Annotated in this window: 14 protein-coding genes; 9 read left to right on the top strand and 5 right to left on the bottom strand. The window is 69.4% G+C overall.

Features of this window, described 5'->3' with window-relative positions:
- Positions 1 to 206 precede the first annotated feature (206 nt).
- From M3666_RS12735 to M3666_RS12725, 3 genes are all read right to left on the bottom strand, one after another.
- Positions 207 to 380 (bottom strand): Rv0909 family putative TA system antitoxin, encoded by a 174-nt coding sequence (locus M3666_RS12735; protein WP_066652055.1) that lies wholly within the window; start codon positions 378 to 380, stop codon positions 207 to 209.
- Positions 381 to 465: 85 nt separating this feature from the next.
- On the bottom strand, positions 466 to 1,344 hold the full coding sequence (locus tag M3666_RS12730) for a L,D-transpeptidase (protein WP_251155410.1): 879 nt from the start codon (positions 1,342 to 1,344) through the stop codon (positions 466 to 468).
- A gap of 75 nt (positions 1,345 to 1,419) precedes the next feature.
- Positions 1,420 to 2,997 carry a hypothetical protein gene (locus M3666_RS12725; protein ID WP_251155409.1) on the bottom strand — a complete coding sequence of 526 codons (1,578 nt, stop codon included), beginning with the start codon at positions 2,995 to 2,997 and terminating at the stop codon, positions 1,420 to 1,422.
- Positions 2,998 to 3,369: 372 nt separating this feature from the next.
- On the opposite strand from M3666_RS12725, the gene M3666_RS12720 reads away from it, so the two are divergent.
- On the top strand, positions 3,370 to 4,674 hold the full coding sequence (locus M3666_RS12720) for an adenylosuccinate synthase (protein WP_066652061.1): 1,305 nt from the start codon (positions 3,370 to 3,372) through the stop codon (positions 4,672 to 4,674).
- A gap of 2 nt (positions 4,675 to 4,676) precedes the next feature.
- Complete coding sequence (locus M3666_RS12715) at positions 4,677 to 5,234, top strand: low molecular weight phosphatase family protein (protein ID WP_245171941.1); 558 nt, start codon at positions 4,677 to 4,679, stop codon at positions 5,232 to 5,234.
- Positions 5,235 to 5,297: 63 nt separating this feature from the next.
- Here M3666_RS12715 and M3666_RS12710 read toward each other — a convergent pair whose 3' ends face one another.
- Positions 5,298 to 6,296 carry a nuclease-related domain-containing protein gene (locus M3666_RS12710; protein ID WP_209684078.1) on the bottom strand — a complete coding sequence of 333 codons (999 nt, stop codon included), beginning with the start codon at positions 6,294 to 6,296 and terminating at the stop codon, positions 5,298 to 5,300.
- Positions 6,297 to 6,450: 154 nt separating this feature from the next.
- On the opposite strand from M3666_RS12710, the gene M3666_RS12705 reads away from it, so the two are divergent.
- The 3 genes from M3666_RS12705 to M3666_RS12695 all read left to right on the top strand — a co-directional run bounded on the left by M3666_RS12705 (position 6,451) and on the right by M3666_RS12695 (position 8,560).
- The gene (locus M3666_RS12705; RefSeq protein ID WP_251155408.1) at positions 6,451 to 6,990 is read left to right on the top strand and encodes a hypothetical protein; all 540 of its coding nucleotides are present in this window, start codon (positions 6,451 to 6,453) and stop codon (positions 6,988 to 6,990) included.
- 140 nt (positions 6,991 to 7,130) lie between these two features.
- Positions 7,131 to 8,075, top strand: coding sequence for a hypothetical protein (locus M3666_RS12700; RefSeq protein ID WP_251155407.1), 945 nt, complete (start codon positions 7,131 to 7,133; stop codon positions 8,073 to 8,075).
- Between the two features lie 215 nt (positions 8,076 to 8,290).
- Entirely contained in the window at positions 8,291 to 8,560 is a 270-nt protein-coding gene (locus M3666_RS12695) for a hypothetical protein (RefSeq protein WP_251155406.1), read from the top strand.
- 17 nt (positions 8,561 to 8,577) lie between these two features.
- Here the strand turns inward: M3666_RS12695 and M3666_RS12690 are convergent, their stop codons facing one another.
- Positions 8,578 to 9,297 carry a CPBP family intramembrane glutamic endopeptidase gene (locus M3666_RS12690; protein ID WP_251155405.1) on the bottom strand — a complete coding sequence of 240 codons (720 nt, stop codon included), beginning with the start codon at positions 9,295 to 9,297 and terminating at the stop codon, positions 8,578 to 8,580.
- 153 nt (positions 9,298 to 9,450) lie between these two features.
- Here M3666_RS12690 and M3666_RS12685 point away from each other — a divergent pair, with 153 nt between their 5' ends.
- The 4 genes from M3666_RS12685 to M3666_RS17145 are packed head-to-tail and all read left to right on the top strand — an operon-like array spanning position 9,451 to position 14,533.
- Positions 9,451 to 10,899: a polysaccharide biosynthesis tyrosine autokinase gene (locus tag M3666_RS12685; protein ID WP_251155404.1), complete on the top strand. Its 1,449-nt coding sequence runs from the start codon at positions 9,451 to 9,453 to the stop codon at positions 10,897 to 10,899.
- A 13-nt stretch (positions 10,900 to 10,912) separates the two neighbouring features.
- A complete protein-coding gene (locus M3666_RS12680; RefSeq protein WP_251155403.1) occupies positions 10,913 to 11,857 on the top strand; it encodes a hypothetical protein in 945 nt (314 codons plus the stop codon).
- Positions 11,858 to 11,870: 13 nt separating this feature from the next.
- A complete protein-coding gene (locus tag M3666_RS12675) occupies positions 11,871 to 13,337 on the top strand; it encodes a sugar transferase (protein WP_251155402.1) in 1,467 nt (488 codons plus the stop codon).
- On the top strand, positions 13,292 to 14,533 hold the full coding sequence (locus tag M3666_RS17145; protein WP_251155401.1) for a glycosyltransferase family 4 protein: 1,242 nt from the start codon (positions 13,292 to 13,294) through the stop codon (positions 14,531 to 14,533). Before M3666_RS12675 ends, M3666_RS17145 begins: the two co-directional genes overlap by 46 nt.
- The last annotated feature ends 1,263 nt before the right edge of the window (positions 14,534 to 15,796 follow it).

Raw genomic sequence — 15,796 nt, 5'->3', positions numbered from 1 at the left:
ACCGCGCCGATCATCGGCGCGACGAAGGAGCACCACATCGACGACGCGGTGGCGGCGGCCGCGATGGAGCTGACGCCCGATGAGGTGTCGCGACTCGAGTCCGCCTACACCCCGCGGGTGCCGTCCGGTTTCTGACGCGACCCGACGACGGACGGGAGGCGGGGTGCCAGCTGGCACCGCGCCTCCCGTCCGTTCCGTGGTGCGGTCTACTTGCCGATCTTGTCGTCGGCTGCGTGCTCCGCCTTGTCGATCTGGTCGCCGTGGCCACCGCCGGTAGCCTTGTCGGCCGCGTCCGCGGCCTTGCCGAGACCGGCGTCGGTCGCCTGCTCGCCCTTGTCGCTGTCCGCGAAGTCCTTGGCCTTGTCACCGAGGTCACTCATGTCGTGCTCCCTTGCTCGTCGGATCTGACTGGTCTGACGCTGCGCCGGTCGGCCCGGACGGGCTCCCAGGTGGGGTGACCGGGTCTCAGGCGACGATCTGCACGACCGTGCCGAGCGGGAGTGCGTCGACGGCATCGACCGCGTCGCCGTCGAGTCGGACGCAGCCGTGCGACACCGCACCACGCGCCACGGGTTGGTAGTGCACTCCGATCAGTCCGCCGTCCGTGCCGCCGTAGGGCTCGTCTGCGGCAGCGGAGTGCAGCGTGGTCAGCTGGATCGGGTGCACGGTCTGGTCCTGGGCGGGGTCGAGGTACCGGGCCTGGATGTACCCGATGACGCCGGTCGGGGTCGGGGTGCCCCCGGCGCCGACCCCCGCGGGGAAGTCGTGCAGGGTCGTGCCGTCCGCGTCGACGATCGACACCGTCTGCTTGCCCACCGAGATCACGACGTGGTCGGGGAGCGATCGGCTCCGGTGCAGGAGGTCCCGTCGGATCCAGGCCGCGCTCTGTGCGGCAGCGGCACCGTTCGTCGCGGACGGTAGCGCCTGCCGCGCAGGGGTCAGGACCATGGCCCAGTCGCCGGACACCTGCACGGGGACGACGACGGTCGCCTGGCCCAGGAAGTTCTTCGCGGCGAGCCGCGCGACGGGCTGGGCGTGGTCCTCGCCGTAGAGCGGCGCGTCGGACGAGATCGTGTACGCCTCGTCGGCCACCTCGGGGATCGTGGACTCGTAGTAGGGGATCAGGCCGCCGATGACGGCGTCGTACTTCGCCTCCGGCAGGATCGCGACCTGCGCTGCGGTCGGTGCGGCGTAGGGCGTGCTCGTGGCGGTGGCGCTGGACGTCGCCGACGGCTTCGTCTCCGCCGTGGTGCCGTGCCCGGTGCAGCCGGCGAGGCCGAAGGTCAGGAGCAGTGCGGCGCCGAGCGCCGGGATCGTGAGGCGGACGGTTCGGGTGAGGGTCATGCGGTGTTCCTCCGGTGGGCCGCGGACGAGGTGCGACCGCTGGTCGCGCCCCGTCCGCGGACCGCTGTGTGGTGACTAGCCGGCGACGACCGGGAGGGTCCCGGTGGGTCGCGCCGGCGTCGTGCCGGTGCCCGTGCTGGCACCCGGTGTGGTGCCGGTGCCCGGAGCAGTGCTCGTCCCGACCGCCGGCAGGGTGATCGAGAAGTCGATGGTGTCGACGACGGTCGCATCGCTGTCGACCTCGCCCACCGTGAGCTCCTGCTCCGTCGCCGCCGAGTCGGAGAACGTGCCCGTGGTCGTCCACGTCCCGTCCGCCTGCACGAGGGTCGGCGGAGCGACGACGTCGCCGTCGGCGTCGACGACCGCGATCGCGTCGCCGGGGGTGCCCTTGCCCGAGAAGGTCACCGTCCGGGAAGCGACGGTGGAACCGTCCTTCGGCGTGACCAGGGTCAGGGGCGTCGTGACGGGGGTGGAGGCTGCCGGCAGGGTGATGGTGAAGTCGACCGTGCCCTGACCCTGCGCGCCACCGACCTGGTTCACGGACAGCTTCTGGACGACGGCAGCCGAGTTGCTGAACGTGCCCGTGGTCGTCCAGGTGCCGTCTGCTCCGACGAGGACCTGCGGGGCGACCCGGTCGCCGTCGGCGTCCAGGGTGTTCACCAGGTCGCCGGGGGTACCGGTGCCGGTGAACGTGACGGTGCGCGACCCGACGGTCGAGCCGTCCTTCGGGCTGGTCAGCGAGAACTGGTCGGCCGGCGCCACCGCGGGGAGCGTGATGTCCACCGTCGTGTCGCCGGCGCCGCTGCCCCCACGGACGTCAGTCACGCGGACGGCCTGCTGCCGCGCCGCCGTCGACGGGAAGGTGACCGTGGCGGACCACGTCTGATCGGCCCCGACGACGACGACGCCGGTGAGGCGCTGGTCGTTCGTGCCGAGGAGGTTGACGGTGTCGCCCTGCTGACCGGTGCCGGTGAAGGTGACGGTGCGCGAGTCGACGGTCGAGCCGTCCTTCGGGCTGGTCACGGAGAACGTGGCCTGGGTGGCCTCGGCGGCCGCCGTGAAGCTGGCCTGGTCCTGGACCTGGAACCCGCTGTTCTCCTCGAGGACCGTGTAGGTCTTCGCGTCGGTGCCGGCGCTCGCGGGGATCTCGTAGGTGAGCTTCCACGTGCCGTCGCTGCCCACGGCGCTGCGCTGGACTGTGCCGTTCGCCGGGTCCACCTGCACGGTGAGGCCGGGGGTGCCGGTGCCGGTGACCGTCAGGGTGCGGCCCGACACCGTGTGCGAGCTCACCGCGAAGGCGGTCTGCTGCGCGGGGACCTCGACGGTCAGGCTGCCGTCGGCGTTCAGGCCGTTCTGCTGGTCGAGCTCGTACGTGTGCGCTGCCTTGTCCGGCAGCGTGTACGTGATCGTCCAGCTGCCGTCCGCGGCGATCTCGTGCCGTTCGGCCGGGAAGCCCTTCTGCAGGATGACGTTCTCGCCCGGGGTGCCCTTGCCCGTCAGGGTCAGCACACCGTTCGACACCGACTGACCCGTGAGCCGCAGGTCGGCCGGGTCGGCGTTCGCGGGGGTGGCGACCAGCGTGAGGCCGCCGATCAGGATCGCGGCGCACGCGGGGACCGCGAGCGCCTTCTTGCTCCAGAGAGCCTTGTTCATCGTTGAACCCATCTCCGTGCGGCATGACGGCACGGATCAGATGACGTCCGTCGTGCGGGCACCACGAACGTCGCCGACCACGGATCTCGTGATCGCAGGACTGGGCAGGGAACCCAGGGAACGCGGCCGGGAAGTCGCGCTCCCGCACCGTACGTCCGCCCGAGGATCGTTCGACAGTGGAACGGATCAGATGTCCCCCGGCATCGGCGGATCCGCAGCCTGCGACCGCTCCAGGATTGAGTACCCACAGGTTTCGAGCGTCGACCGGTTCTCCACAGGCGAGTGGCGTGCAGATGGACAGTCGATAGACTCGGGTGGACCATCGGCCTATGCCCGCCGGTGCGGTCCTCCGCCAACGTGAGGAGAACCTCCATGCCCGCAGCAGTCATCATCGGTGCCCAGTGGGGTGACGAGGGCAAGGGGAAGGCAACCGACCTCCTCGGGTCCCGCATCGACTACGTCGTCAAGTTCAACGGCGGCAACAACGCCGGCCACACCGTCGTCGTCGGCGGCGAGAAGTACGCGCTGCACCTGCTGCCGTCCGGCATCCTGACGCCCGGCGTGACCCCGATCATCGGCAACGGTGTCGTCGTCGACCTCGAGGTCCTGTTCCAGGAGCTCGACGCGCTCCGTGCCCGCGGGGTGGACGTCTCGAAGCTCCTCGTGTCCGCGAACGCGCACGTCATCACGCACTACCACCGCACCGTCGACAAGGTGACCGAGCGCTTCCTCGGCAAGCGCCAGATCGGCACGACCGGTCGCGGCATCGGCCCGACGTACGCCGACAAGATCAACCGCGTCGGCATCCGCATCCAGGACATCTTCGACGAGAACATCCTGCGGCAGAAGGTCGAGGCGGCCCTCGACCAGAAGAACCACCTGCTGGTCAAGGTCTTCAACCGTCGCGCGATCGACGCGGACGAGGTCGTGGAGTCGCTGCTGTCCTTCGCCGAGCGCCTGCGCCCGATGGTCGCCGACACCGCGCTCGAGATCCACCGCGCGCTCGAGCGGGGCGACACCGTGCTGTTCGAGGCCGGCCAGGCCACCATGCTCGACGTCGACCACGGCACCTACCCGTTCGTGACCTCGTCGTCGGCGACCGCCGGCGGCGCCGCGACCGGTTCGGGCATCGGCCCGGGCAAGCTCGAGCGCATCATCGGCATCGTCAAGGCGTACACGACCCGCGTCGGCGCCGGCCCGTTCCCGACCGAGCTGTTCGACGAGTCGGGGGAGTTCCTCCGCGCCAACGGCTTCGAGTTCGGCACCACGACCGGCCGTCCGCGTCGCTGCGGCTGGTACGACGCCCCGATCGCCCGGTACACGGCGCGCATCAACGGCGTGACCGACTTCGTGCTGACGAAGCTCGACGTGCTGACGGGCCTCGAGACCATCCCGGTCTGCGTGGCGTACGAGGTCGACGGTGAGCGCGTGGACGAGGTCCCCGTGAACCAGTCGGACTTCCACCACGCGAAGCCGATCTACGAGGAGTTCCCCGGCTGGACCGAGGACATCACCGGCGCCCGGTCGTTCGAGGACCTGCCGAAGACCGCGCAGGACTACGTGCTCGCGGTCGAGGCGATGTCCGGTGCGCGGATCTCGGCGATCGGCGTTGGCCCCGGCCGTGACGCGATCGTGGTCCGCCACGACCTGCTCGGAACCGGCGAGGCTGCCGCGTGACCATGCGGATCCTGTTCGTCTGCAGCGGCAACATCTGCCGCTCGCCCCTCGGCGCCCAGGTGCTCGAGGCCCGGCTCGGCCCCGACGCCCCGGCGTTCACGGTCGAGTCGGCCGGCACCATCGCCGACGACGGCGCCCTGATGGACGAGACGGCTGCCGCGCAGTCGTCGCGTCTGGGCGGGGAGCCCTCGACGCACCGCTCGCGCTACCTGACGGAGCAGATCGCGGCGTCGGCCGACCTCGTGCTCACCGCTGAGCGCTCGCACCGCGCAGCCGTCGTGTCGCTCGCACCGCGGGCAGCGAAGCGGGCGTTCACCATCAAGCAGTTCGCCCGGGTGCTCGACGGGCTCGAGCCCGGCGACCTGGCCGGCATCGAGACCGCGCAGGACCTGGTCGACCGGGTCGCTCGACTGCGGGGGACCGTGCCGCCGCCCGCCGACCCAGCGGACGACGACGTGGACGACCCCTACCGTCGGTCCGAGGACACCCACGTGCGGGTCGCCGACGAGATCGACGCGGCACTCACGCCCATCGCGGACGCCCTCCGCGCACTGCGCTGACGCCTCTCCGCTCCGGGAACGACGAAGCCCCCGCCTCGATGGCGGGGGCTTCGTCGTGTCCGCTCACGCCTCCGGCAGGCGGTACGTCCCGACGGTGATCGTGTGCGCACCCTGGCCGGCCAGCTGCCGCACGACCGAGTCGGTGCGCGCCCGGTTCGGCACGGCGTGCTTGCGTGCCAGGTCGGTGACGAGTCCGCGGAGCTCGTTGTCGTTCGTCACGACGGCGGTCGTCGCGGAACGACCCGTCGGCGTCGTGCTCGTGCTGCGGTCCTCGGGGTTGACGTACGCGGCTGCGTCGCCGGAGTAGAACACGCACGAGTCGACCCACTGCGGCCCGTTGCCGTCCTCGTCGGCCAGGAACCGCTGCAGCCGGCGGGCCTGCTGCCGGACCTGCCGGGTCGGGGCGTTCCCGCCGGACTGCACCCGGACCTGCCACCAGTGCTCGACGTCGTCCGCGTGGTCGAGGACGCGACGGCTGCGGACCTGGATCGCGAACGACCCGGTCAGCGACGACTCGTCGAGCAGGTTGCGGAACGCGTGGTGCACGGCGCTCGGCTTGCGGCCGTCGAACACGATGCCGTTCCACCGCTTGTTCTCGATCACCAGCACGTGGCCGGACTCGAACACGAGCACGTGGTCGAGCTGCGCGGCGTAGCTGCGGTCGCGGTCCCGCTCGCCCTGGGCCACCGGCACGAACACCACGTTGGTCAGCAGGGCGCCGTTGATCCCGGCGGCCTTGCAGACCTCGAGGATCGTGCGCTGCGAGGCCTCCTCCCAGCGCATGCCGGTGCGGGCGAGGGCGCGACCGGCCTCGGCTTCGGCGAGGGCCTGCTGGCGGGAGGCCTCGGCACCGGCGAGCTGCCGCGCGTGCTCCGCGTCGGCGGCTGCGGTCTGCTCGCGGTGCTCCCGCTCGAGGGTGCCGGTGCGGTGGTCCAGCCGGACCTCGGCGTCGGACAGGGCGGCACGGTTGGAGGACTGGGTCCGCCGCAGGACGATCACCAGGACGACCACGACGATCGCGAGCCCCCCGGCGACCACCCACGGCACGAGGTCGCTGGTCATGGGTTCACCTCACCACGGCTCGACGCGAGTCGGTCGTCGCACCCCGGCGCGTCCCGAGGTCCGATCGCACGCCCGGCATCGAGGACGAACGCTCCCGGGGACTGCTGCGTAGGTTCGGGTGGTCCCCACCGACCCGTGCCGAAGGAGCTCGACCGTGCCGCGACGCAAGCAACCGCTCAAGGAGTCCGCGTTCCGCATCGGCGTGACCGTGGTGGGGATGATCGTCGGGCTCACCGTGGCGTTCCTCGTGCTGCCCGCGGTCACCGGCGACGACGAGCGCGGACCGCTCTGGGCGTACCTGGTCGGTGCGGCCTTCGCCGTCGTGGTCGGCGTCGGTGCCCTCGTGCTCGGCCTCGCCGTCGGTCGACGCCTCGTCGGTGACCGGGTCGAAGCTGCGCTGCGCGAGCCCGGTGGGAAGTGGCGACACGGACGGTTCGACGTGGCGCACGGTGGGACGACCTTCGAGCGGTACCGGTGGCAGCTCCGGATACCGAGCGGTCGGAAGCTGTTCCTCACCGGTGTCGGACTCGGACCGGACACGGGAGAGCGGCCGCCGCTGCGGCAACTCTGGACCATCAACCCGCAACTCCACGTCATCGGGCTCGACAGCGATCAGGGGCGCTACGAGGTCGCTGCGTCACCGAGCAGGCTCGAGCTCCTCCGCGACCAGCTCGACGAGCAAGCCGGCCGGTAGCCCGGCCGGGGCCGGGGCCGGGGCTGGGGCTGGGGCCGGGGCCGGGGCCGGTACCCACCGGGCCGGTGGGCGATGTGTCCGACGGCCCACGGGTGGCAGAGGACGCCGGCGCGATGCACTGTTGTCGGTACGGTGCCGTGGTGCACCAGGGAGAACGCGGCAGCGCGCAGCAGATCACCGTCGGAGTCGCGGTCGGAGCCGGGGCGGCCGTCGCCGGTCTGCTCCCGTGGATCATCACCGGGATGCGGCTCCCACTGCAGAACCTGTGGGCGACGCCGACCACCGACCCGTCGGACATGCCGATCGCCCTGCTGCCGTTCAGCCAGTACGCGGTGACGACCATCGCGTCGCTGCTGCTCGTCGGGGGAGTCGTCGCCGGCATCGCCGTCCGGGTACTGCGTGCTCGCGGGGCCGTCGGGCGCAGCGGATCGCTCGCGGCGCTCGCCGGGCTGGTCGGGGTGCAGGTCGTGGCCGTCGTCGAGACCGCCGTCGTCACGGGCGCGGGCATGCGGATGGACGGGACGCCGGGCACCGGTGCGGACGTCAGCGCCGCGCAGCTGTACGTCGTCGCGCTCACCGTCGGGTCGCTCGTGTGCGTCGGAGCGGCGGCGGTGCTCGCTGCGCTCGTCGCCCGAGCGGCTCCCGGCGGTGCGCTCGTCGCACTGGCCCTCGGCGCGGTGGCGCTCGGGTCGTGGGCGAACACGTTCGTCGTCCCGCCGGTGTCCTCGCCCGGCGACGCGGCGGGCGTCGTCCTCGCGGTGCTGCGGTGGCTTCCGGCCGTGGCGGTCGGTGCGGCGATCGCGTGGACCGGGCTCCGTACGGTCGGTCAGGGCATCGCCGCGGTGATCGCGCTCGCGGTGTTGTGGACGGGGACGGCGATGATCACGGCGGTGTCGTACGCACTGGGGTCCCGCGTGTACCTGCCGTACCCGCTCGAGATGGTGTCGGCCGGCGCCACGGTCTTCGTGATGGCGATGGGACCGGCAGGAGCGACCCTGGTGCCGCTGCTGGTCGCCGCCGTCATCGGAGTCGCCGGTGCGGTCGTCGTGCGATTGCGGGAGCGTCACCGTTCGCAGCGAGCCTGAGACTGGTCAGCGTCGGCAGGAGGCGCCATGAGCTGGATGACCCGACGACGGCGAGCCCTGCGCAACCGATGGTCAAGGGATCACCACGCCTGGGCACAGTGCGATTGACGGCTCAGGCCGCGAGGGATCCGGCAGGACGCCGTACTGTCGGCGCAACCGATCCGCTCCGACCAACGGGTCCGCTCAGGATGTGAAGGTCGCTCTACACTTGCGGCATGAACAACGGCTGGCGGTCGGCGCTCCTCGCGATCTGGGTGATCCTGATCGTGAGTGCAGGCTTGCTCGTGGGCGGAGGGTTCCTGCTCCAGGGGCATGCGATCGCGGACCAGGACGCCGTGCGGCTCGCGCGTTCCGGCGTGCTGCTGTACGCAGGTTTCACGGCTGCAGGCTCCGCGGTCGTGTTCCTGACCCTGTGGATCACCGTCAGCGCCATCGTGCTGGAGCACGAGAAGGATCGGCGGCAGCGCCGCGAGATGCTGGGCTGACCTGACCCGCGTCTGCGTCAGCGCGGCCAGGTCGCGACGACCGCCACCGCGTTGAACAGCACGTGCGCCACGATCGCGCCGCCGATGCGGTTCGTCATCGCGACCAGGGTGCCCGTGAGCAGCCCGAGCACGAAGGTCGTCAGGAACACCTGCACCCCGCCGAGCGAGGTCGTCGCCGACCCGAGGAAGAGGTGCGACAGCGCGAACAGGAACGCCGTCACGAGCACGGCCAGCCAGCGCGTCCGGGGCGTGAGCTCGGCCGCGAGCAGGCGCTGGAACAGCCCGCGGAAGAAGAGCTCCTCGAGCACGGGGCTGACCAGCACGATGCCGACCGCCGACACGAGCAGCAGCCCGATGTCCGGGGTCCCGAGCGACGGCGCGGGCCGCAGGCCACTCGTCCCGGTGAAGGACAGCGCGAGCACGGCGTCGAACACCCGTGTCAGGATCACGACCCCGAGCGCGAACACGAGGTCGCCGAGCTCGATCCGGAAGCGGCCGAAGAAGTCACGGCCCGAGCGTCGGAGGACCCAGACGATGCCGAGCACGAGCGGCACCCACACCGCGAGGTTGCCGAGCAGCACCTGGAGCACCGGGCCGGGGACGGCGCCGCGCAGCGTCAGGCTGCTCACGATCCGGGCGAGGACGACCGCCACGACGAGGGCGACCAGCAGGGCGACGAGGTCGCGTTGCCGGGCGGTCGAGGGCTCGGTGGCGGCCACTTCCGGCTCGGATGTCATGGGGCGAGCGTAGAGGACGACCGACGCAGATCGGCAAGAACAGCCGAGTGAGGCTCAATGGTGTGGCACTATTTGTATGCCGTCTGCTGGGACAAGCCCACGGAACCTGTGTCGGGACCACAGGAACGGCCAGGATCGGGGAAGGCGGGCCGCGTGGAACTGCGCGACTACATCACAGTGCTGCGGAAGAGTTGGGCACTGATCCTCGTGCTCGCCCTGGTGGGCGTCGCGGCGGCAGCAGGGTTCTCCCTGCTGAAGAAGCCGGTGTACTCCGCCGAGGCGCAGGTGTTCGTGTCGACGGAGACGTCGGGCAGCGCCAGCGACCTGGCCCAGGGCAACACCTTCACGCAGCAGCGCGTGCTGACGTACTCGAACCTGGTGTCGACGCCGATCGTGCTCCTGCCGGTCATCTCGTCGCTCGGGCTCGACATGAACGCGGACGAGCTGTCGAAGATGGTGTCGGCGACGGCGCCGACGAGCACGACCCTCATCTCGATCACGGTCAACGGCACCGATCCGGTGCAGGCGACGAACATCGCGAATGCGACCTCGCAGAGCCTGACCAACGTGGTCGAGGACATCGAGGCCACCGACGAGAACGGTTCGAGCAGCGTCAAGCTGACCCGGGTGAAGCAGGCGCAGGTGCCGAGCTCGCCCGTCAGCCCGAACGTCCCCGTCAACATCGCGCTCGGTCTGCTCATCGGTCTGGCGCTCGGCGTCGGCATCGCCGTGCTGCGCGAGACCCTCGACAACCGCGTCCGCGTCGAGACTGACGTCGAGAAGATCAGCGACAAGCCCGTCGTCGGCGGCATCGCCTACGACAACAAGGCGTCCGAGCGACCGCTCATCGTGCAGGTCGACCCGCGCAGCCCGCGCGCCGAGTCGTTCCGCACGCTCCGGACGAACCTGCAGTTCCTGGACCTGGGTACCGGCTCGCGCACCTTCGTCATGACGTCGTCGATGCAGTCCGAGGGCAAGAGCACCACCGTCGCGAACCTCGCGATCGCGCTGGACAGCGCCGGCTTCAAGGTCATCCTGATCGACGCCGACCTCCGTCGCCCCCGCGTCGGCGAGTACATGGAGGTGGACGGCTCCGCCGGGCTGACCGACGTGCTCATCGGCCGCGCGAGCCTGGAGGACGTCGCCCAGCCCTGGGGCCGCGGCAACATGGTCGTGCTGCCCGCCGGCCAGATCCCGCCGAACCCGTCGGAGCTCCTCGGCTCGAAGGCCATGCAGGACCTGATCGAGACGCTCGAGCAGCAGTTCGACTACGTGCTCTTCGACGCACCGCCGCTGCTGCCCGTCACCGACGCCGCGATCCTGTCGAAGAAGGCGTCCGGCGCCATCCTCGCGGTGGCGTCCGGCAAGACGCACAAGGGTCAGCTCGCCGCCGCGGTCGCGTCGCTCGAGAACGTCGGCGCACCGATCGCCGGCTTCGTCATCACGATGATGCCGGTCAAGGGTCCGGGCGCGTACGGCTACGGCCGCTACGGGTACGGCTACGGGTACGGCCTCGACGAAGAGGAACCGCCCCAGAAGTCCACCAAGTCGTCGGGGAAGACCCGCGGCAAGCTCGGCGTGGTCCGCCGCGCGGACCGCTGACGGCGGTCGGGGGATGAGCCAGCGCCGGGGGATCCGAAGCCTCGGGAGCGAGCTGCCGCGGACGACGCTGATCGGGATCGCACTCCTGGTCGTCGCGCTCGTCGTCGTCGACGTCGTCCTGGTGGCGCTGGCGCTCGCGCGCACCGCGCCGGAGGCGCGCGGCGACGCCGGTCCGGTGCCGACGTTCGGTTCGAGCGCGTCAGCGCCGGCGACGCCGGGACCGTCCGCAACCGCGTCGGCGGAACCGACGGCCGACGGGGTGTCGACCCGCCACATGCTGTCCGCGGTCGACGGCCTGGAGGCATGGCGAGCCTCCAGTACGACCTGTGACGTCTCCGAGACGGTGCTGGAGCACACCACCGACGGTGGGCAGGAGTGGTCACCCGTCGCCCTGGGCGACGACGTGCGGACCATCGGGTCGCTGCGCGTGACCGACGACGGCCTGTCCGTGCTCGTCGGCGTCGGCGACGAGTGCGCGACCGAGGTCCGGACCAGTACCGACGACGGAGCCACCTGGGTGCTCGGGACCGCCGGTGCCGCCGGCGCGGGGGTGACCGACCAGGGCCTCGTGCTCGGGGATGCAGTCGTGCCCTCGCCGTGCGAGGACCCGCTCGACGCCTTCCGCGGTGACAGCACGACGCTGGTCGCGTGCGCCGACGAGCTGCAGTGGCGCACCGGTACCGGTGCGTGGGTGACCGTGCCGATCGACGGCGTCCGTGCGCTCGCGGTGAACGGGACCGAGTACACGCTCGCCCGCATCGGGACCGACTCGTGCGACGGCGTGCAGATCGAGACCATGCCGGCGTCGGGTGTCACGCCCTCGACGACCACGACACCGATCGGGTGCAACCCGGTCGCGACCGAGGGTGCGATCGCGCTCGACCGCTCCGGGCAGGACGTCTGGATGTGGGCGGGCGACGGCGTCGCGGTGTCGAACGACGGCGGGGCGACGTGGTGACGCGGTGGTGGCGGTGACGGCCGAGGCCGTCCGCCAGCCCGTCTCGACGGGGAGCACCCGCGAGTGGAGCCGCACGTACTCGCGTCGCGTGCTCGTCACCGACCTGCTCGCGCTGATCTGGGTCGTCTTCGGCGTGCAGATCGCCTGGCTCGGGTTCGACTCGAACCTGATGACGAACACGGCGGACCTGCGCCTGAGCTACTTCGGTATCTCCGTCGTCGTCATCGTCGTCTGGATGATCGGCCTGGCGCTCTACGACACCCGTGGTGACCGCGTCATCGGCGTCGGGAGCACCGAGTACCGGCTGGTCGCGGACTCGAGCGTCCGGGTGTTCGGGCTGATCGCGATCGCCGCCTACCTGCTGCGCGTCGACCTGGCCCGCGGCTACGTCCTCATCGCGTTCCCACTCGGCATCCTCGTGCTGCTGCTCTCGCGCTGGATGTGGCGCCAGTGGCTCGTCGCCGAGCGCAAGCACGGCGGGTACTCCGCGCGGGTCCTGCTCGTCGGTTCGACGGCGAGCGTGCTGCACATCGCACGGGAGCTCGCCCGGACGCCCGAAGCCGGCTACCGCGTGGTCGGCGCGGCGGTGTCCGACGGGACGCGGGGTCTGTTGCCAGGCTCCACCGTCGAGAGCCACGGCGGCATCGACGAGGTCACGGCAGCCCTGGCCACGACCGGAGCGGACACCGTCGTCATCACGAGCTCAGACGACCTGCCCCCGGAGCGGGTCCGCCAGCTGAGCTGGTCGCTCGAGCCCGGACGGCAGCACCTGGTCGTCGCGCCGAGCCTGACCGACATCGGCGGCCCGCGGATCCACACCCGCCCGGTCCAGGGCCTCCCGCTCATCCACGTCGAGACTCCGACCTACTCCGGCCGGAAGCTCTACACCAAGCGTGCGTTCGACCTGATCGGATCGGCAGCACTGATCATCGTGCTCTCCCCGGTCCTGCTCGTGCTCGCGCTGCTCGTCAAGGTGACCTCCACCGGGCCGGTGTTCTTCCTGCAGGAGCGCGTCGGACTGAACGGTTCGACGTTCCACATGATCAAGTTCCGGTCGATGGTCGTCGACGCGGAGCAGCGCCTGCAGGAGCTGAGCGCGCTCGACCGGGCCGAGGGCAACACGGTCCTGTTCAAGATGAAGAACGACCCGCGCGTGACGCGGATCGGTGCCTTCATGCGTCGCTACAGCCTCGACGAGGTGCCGCAGTTGTTCAACGTCCTGGTCGGCAGCATGTCGCTCGTGGGCCCGCGGCCGCCGCTCGCTCGTGAGGTCGAGCGCTACGACGTCCATGTCCACCGACGCTTCCTGGTGAAGCCCGGCATGACCGGTCTGTGGCAGGTCAGCGGACGATCTGACCTGTCGTGGGAGGACTCCGTGCGGCTTGACCTGTACTACGTGGAGAATTGGTCGCTCGTCAGCGACTTGATCATCTTGTGGCGGACGATGAGAGCCGTATCCAGATCGACGGGAGCGTATTGAGCGCCGAAGCTAAGGCCGGAACCGTGGTGCTTTCGGCGCCGTATCCTGAAGGTGCGATCGTGCAATTGGGAAGACGCCCGCACATCTTTCGCAACGAACTTCGTACGTACCTGCCGTCAAGGAGCCTGTCGTTGGCAGCGACCCGGCTCGTTGGGCGCGGCTCCGATCTCGAGGGGCGTCTGAAGCGCGGCAGCGATCAGATCTCCGGTGTGCAACACGTGAGTCCGCTGCTAGAGCCTGTTCGACTCCTTGGTCGCGTGCCGGTAGCACGACGAGCTTTTCCGAACAACATGTCGCTTGTGAAGAAGCTGTTCGACCGGTCGGTAGCGCAGCAGCTGACTGACCAGGTCGACTCCTTCATCGGGATGCCGGGGGCGAGTCTGCAATCGTTCAAGCGACCCGCGATCGGGCAGCGCGTCTTTCACGCGGTCGATGGCCATCCGGCAGTGCTCAATGAGCTCCTGCAGCTTCACTACGGACGTGCAGCGCGTCGTGAAGTCGTGGCGACGGTTCAGGTGGAGAGGATCGAGAGTGAGCTCGAGCTCGCTGACATCGTGCTCGCCCCGTCGGAGGCGGTGCAGCGCCAGATGCTCTCCCGAGGGGTGCCGGCGGATCGCATCTTCATCGAACCGTATGGCGTGGACTTTCGTCTGTTCTCCCCCGAGCGGTCCACTGACGTAAACGTCAGTCCTCAGCTGTTGTATGTCGGCCAGATCAGCTATCGAAAGGGTATCCCGTTCTTGCTTGATGCCGTGCGCGGGCAGCGACTCTCGCTGAAGATGGTCGGCCCGGTAGTGGCTCCGGAACTGCTCGAAAACCTCCCCGCCAACGTTACCTATGAGGGCGCGGTCGGCCACGAGAACCTACCGAAACACTTCGCTGAGGCCGATGCGTTTGTGCTTCCGAGTATTGAAGATGCTTTCGCACTTGTTGTCGCCGAGGCCCTCGGCGTTGGTTTGCCCGTCGTCACGACGACGTCCGTCGGTGCCTCGACCCTTATCACCTCGGCGAGCGACGGTCAGGTCGTTGCTCCCGGCGATGTCTCAGCCCTGCGGAACGCGCTGGCACAGGTGATGCCTTTGACGCAGGGCGACAGAATCGAGCGTGCTGAACGGCACCGTGCTCCGCACAGCGGAGTCCGGTCTTGGGAACAATATGCAGCGGGGGTCGCCCGTGCTATCGGTGCGGCAGCATGATCGATCGTCAATGGCAGCGGCAGTCGTCAGCCAGCAATCTCCGTGGAAAGAGTTTCGACCGGACGGGTAGGACGCCGTTGTGAGGGTCGTTCTTGGGGTCGCCGACACGAGTCTCGGCGGTACGTCGCGAAGCGCGTTGCTCTTCGCATCGCTGTGGCGACAAGCTGGTGCGGACGTACTCATTTACAGCCCCGCGCCGCTTCATCCCCGTCGAGCGGGGGCAGCGTCCGCTCAGGGTGTTCAAATTTCTTCTTCATTGTCAGAAGTGCGAGAGTTCAATCCCGCGCTGGTTCATCTGCATCATGCCGCGCCCAGCCCGAGGACCCTCGCTTGGGTAGACGCGTTCGCAGACGCGTTGACGACGGACGTCGTTATCCTGACACACAATGTCTTCGGTCAGCCGCTACCTCTTCGTCTCGGTTCCAACGTCGTTATTGGTGTGCTGGGTGATTGGGTGAACACGCAATATCGGCTACAGGCTTCGCGCTCGAAGCTACCTGTACGAGTAATGCCTAACCCTCAAGACTTTGACTTCTTCCGGCCGCCTACAGCGGCAGAGCGTGCTCAGGCTCGTGCTGAGCTGGGCGTGTCAGCGGACGAACGGGTCGTGCTTCGAGTTGGCTCCCCAACTGAGGAGAAATGGAGCAAGAGCGGTTATCATTCGCTGGCCATTGCTGTTGGATCTGAGCCAAAGGTCGTCATGCGGCTCATTGGAGCGCCTCCGTCGTTTGACTTCCCAGGGCCGCGAGTGACCATCGTGCACGAGGCGATCGGGGACGACGCACTTCGTCGGGAGTACTGGGCAGCCGATGTCTTCGCTCACTGGGCCGGCCGCGGTGAGTCTTTCGGGAATGTGCTACTCGAAGCGCTTGGGACAGGTCTCCCGGTCGTTTATAGAGCCATACGAACCCGCGACAATACGCCCGCGGAGTTTAGGGGCCTCAACGGCTTCGAATACGTCAAGACGAAGAGTGATTGGGAGAAGGCGGTCCTCCGTAGCGCGGGGCGTAGCTACCTAGCCTTCGACGCTCAACTGATGCGTTACTCTGCCGACGCGGTTCGTGATCGGTTGCGGGAGATTGTCGGTGGGGAATTGAGTCTTTCGAAGTCGGAGCAGCTTCAACGACGGGTGCTAGAAAGTCTGCCCAAGCCGAAGCGCTTGCGGTTGACGGACCTCGCAGCGGTCAGTGTGCGGCACAACGCGCTCACTGCTCTCCTGAAGCGTCTTAAGCTGCGTAGGTCGACTTGAGTAAACGCTGGCAG

This window comes from Curtobacterium sp. ODYSSEY 48 V2 (genome assembly GCF_023712625.1).
GTDB lineage: Bacteria > Actinomycetota > Actinomycetes > Actinomycetales > Microbacteriaceae > Curtobacterium.
This window is presented reverse-complemented; position numbering and strand designations above follow the sequence as displayed.

Bases quoted from the DNA above. Each gene is read 5' to 3' on its own strand.
- M3666_RS12735 (WP_066652055.1), bottom strand. From the start codon at position 380: ATGAGTGACCTCGGTGACAAGGCCAAGGACTTCGCGGACAGCGACAAG.
- M3666_RS12730 (WP_251155410.1), bottom strand. From the start codon at position 1,344: ATGACCCTCACCCGAACCGTCCGCCTCACGATCCCGGCGCTCGGCGCC.
- M3666_RS12725 (WP_251155409.1), bottom strand. From the start codon at position 2,997: ATGAACAAGGCTCTCTGGAGCAAGAAGGCGCTCGCGGTCCCCGCGTGC.
- M3666_RS12720 (WP_066652061.1), top strand. From the start codon at position 3,370: ATGCCCGCAGCAGTCATCATCGGTGCCCAGTGGGGTGACGAGGGCAAG.
- M3666_RS12715 (WP_245171941.1), top strand. From the start codon at position 4,677: ATGCGGATCCTGTTCGTCTGCAGCGGCAACATCTGCCGCTCGCCCCTC.
- M3666_RS12710 (WP_209684078.1), bottom strand. From the start codon at position 6,296: ATGACCAGCGACCTCGTGCCGTGGGTGGTCGCCGGGGGGCTCGCGATC.
- M3666_RS12695 (WP_251155406.1), top strand. From the start codon at position 8,291: ATGAACAACGGCTGGCGGTCGGCGCTCCTCGCGATCTGGGTGATCCTG.
- M3666_RS12690 (WP_251155405.1), bottom strand. From the start codon at position 9,297: ATGACATCCGAGCCGGAAGTGGCCGCCACCGAGCCCTCGACCGCCCGG.
- M3666_RS12680 (WP_251155403.1), top strand. From the start codon at position 10,913: ATGAGCCAGCGCCGGGGGATCCGAAGCCTCGGGAGCGAGCTGCCGCGG.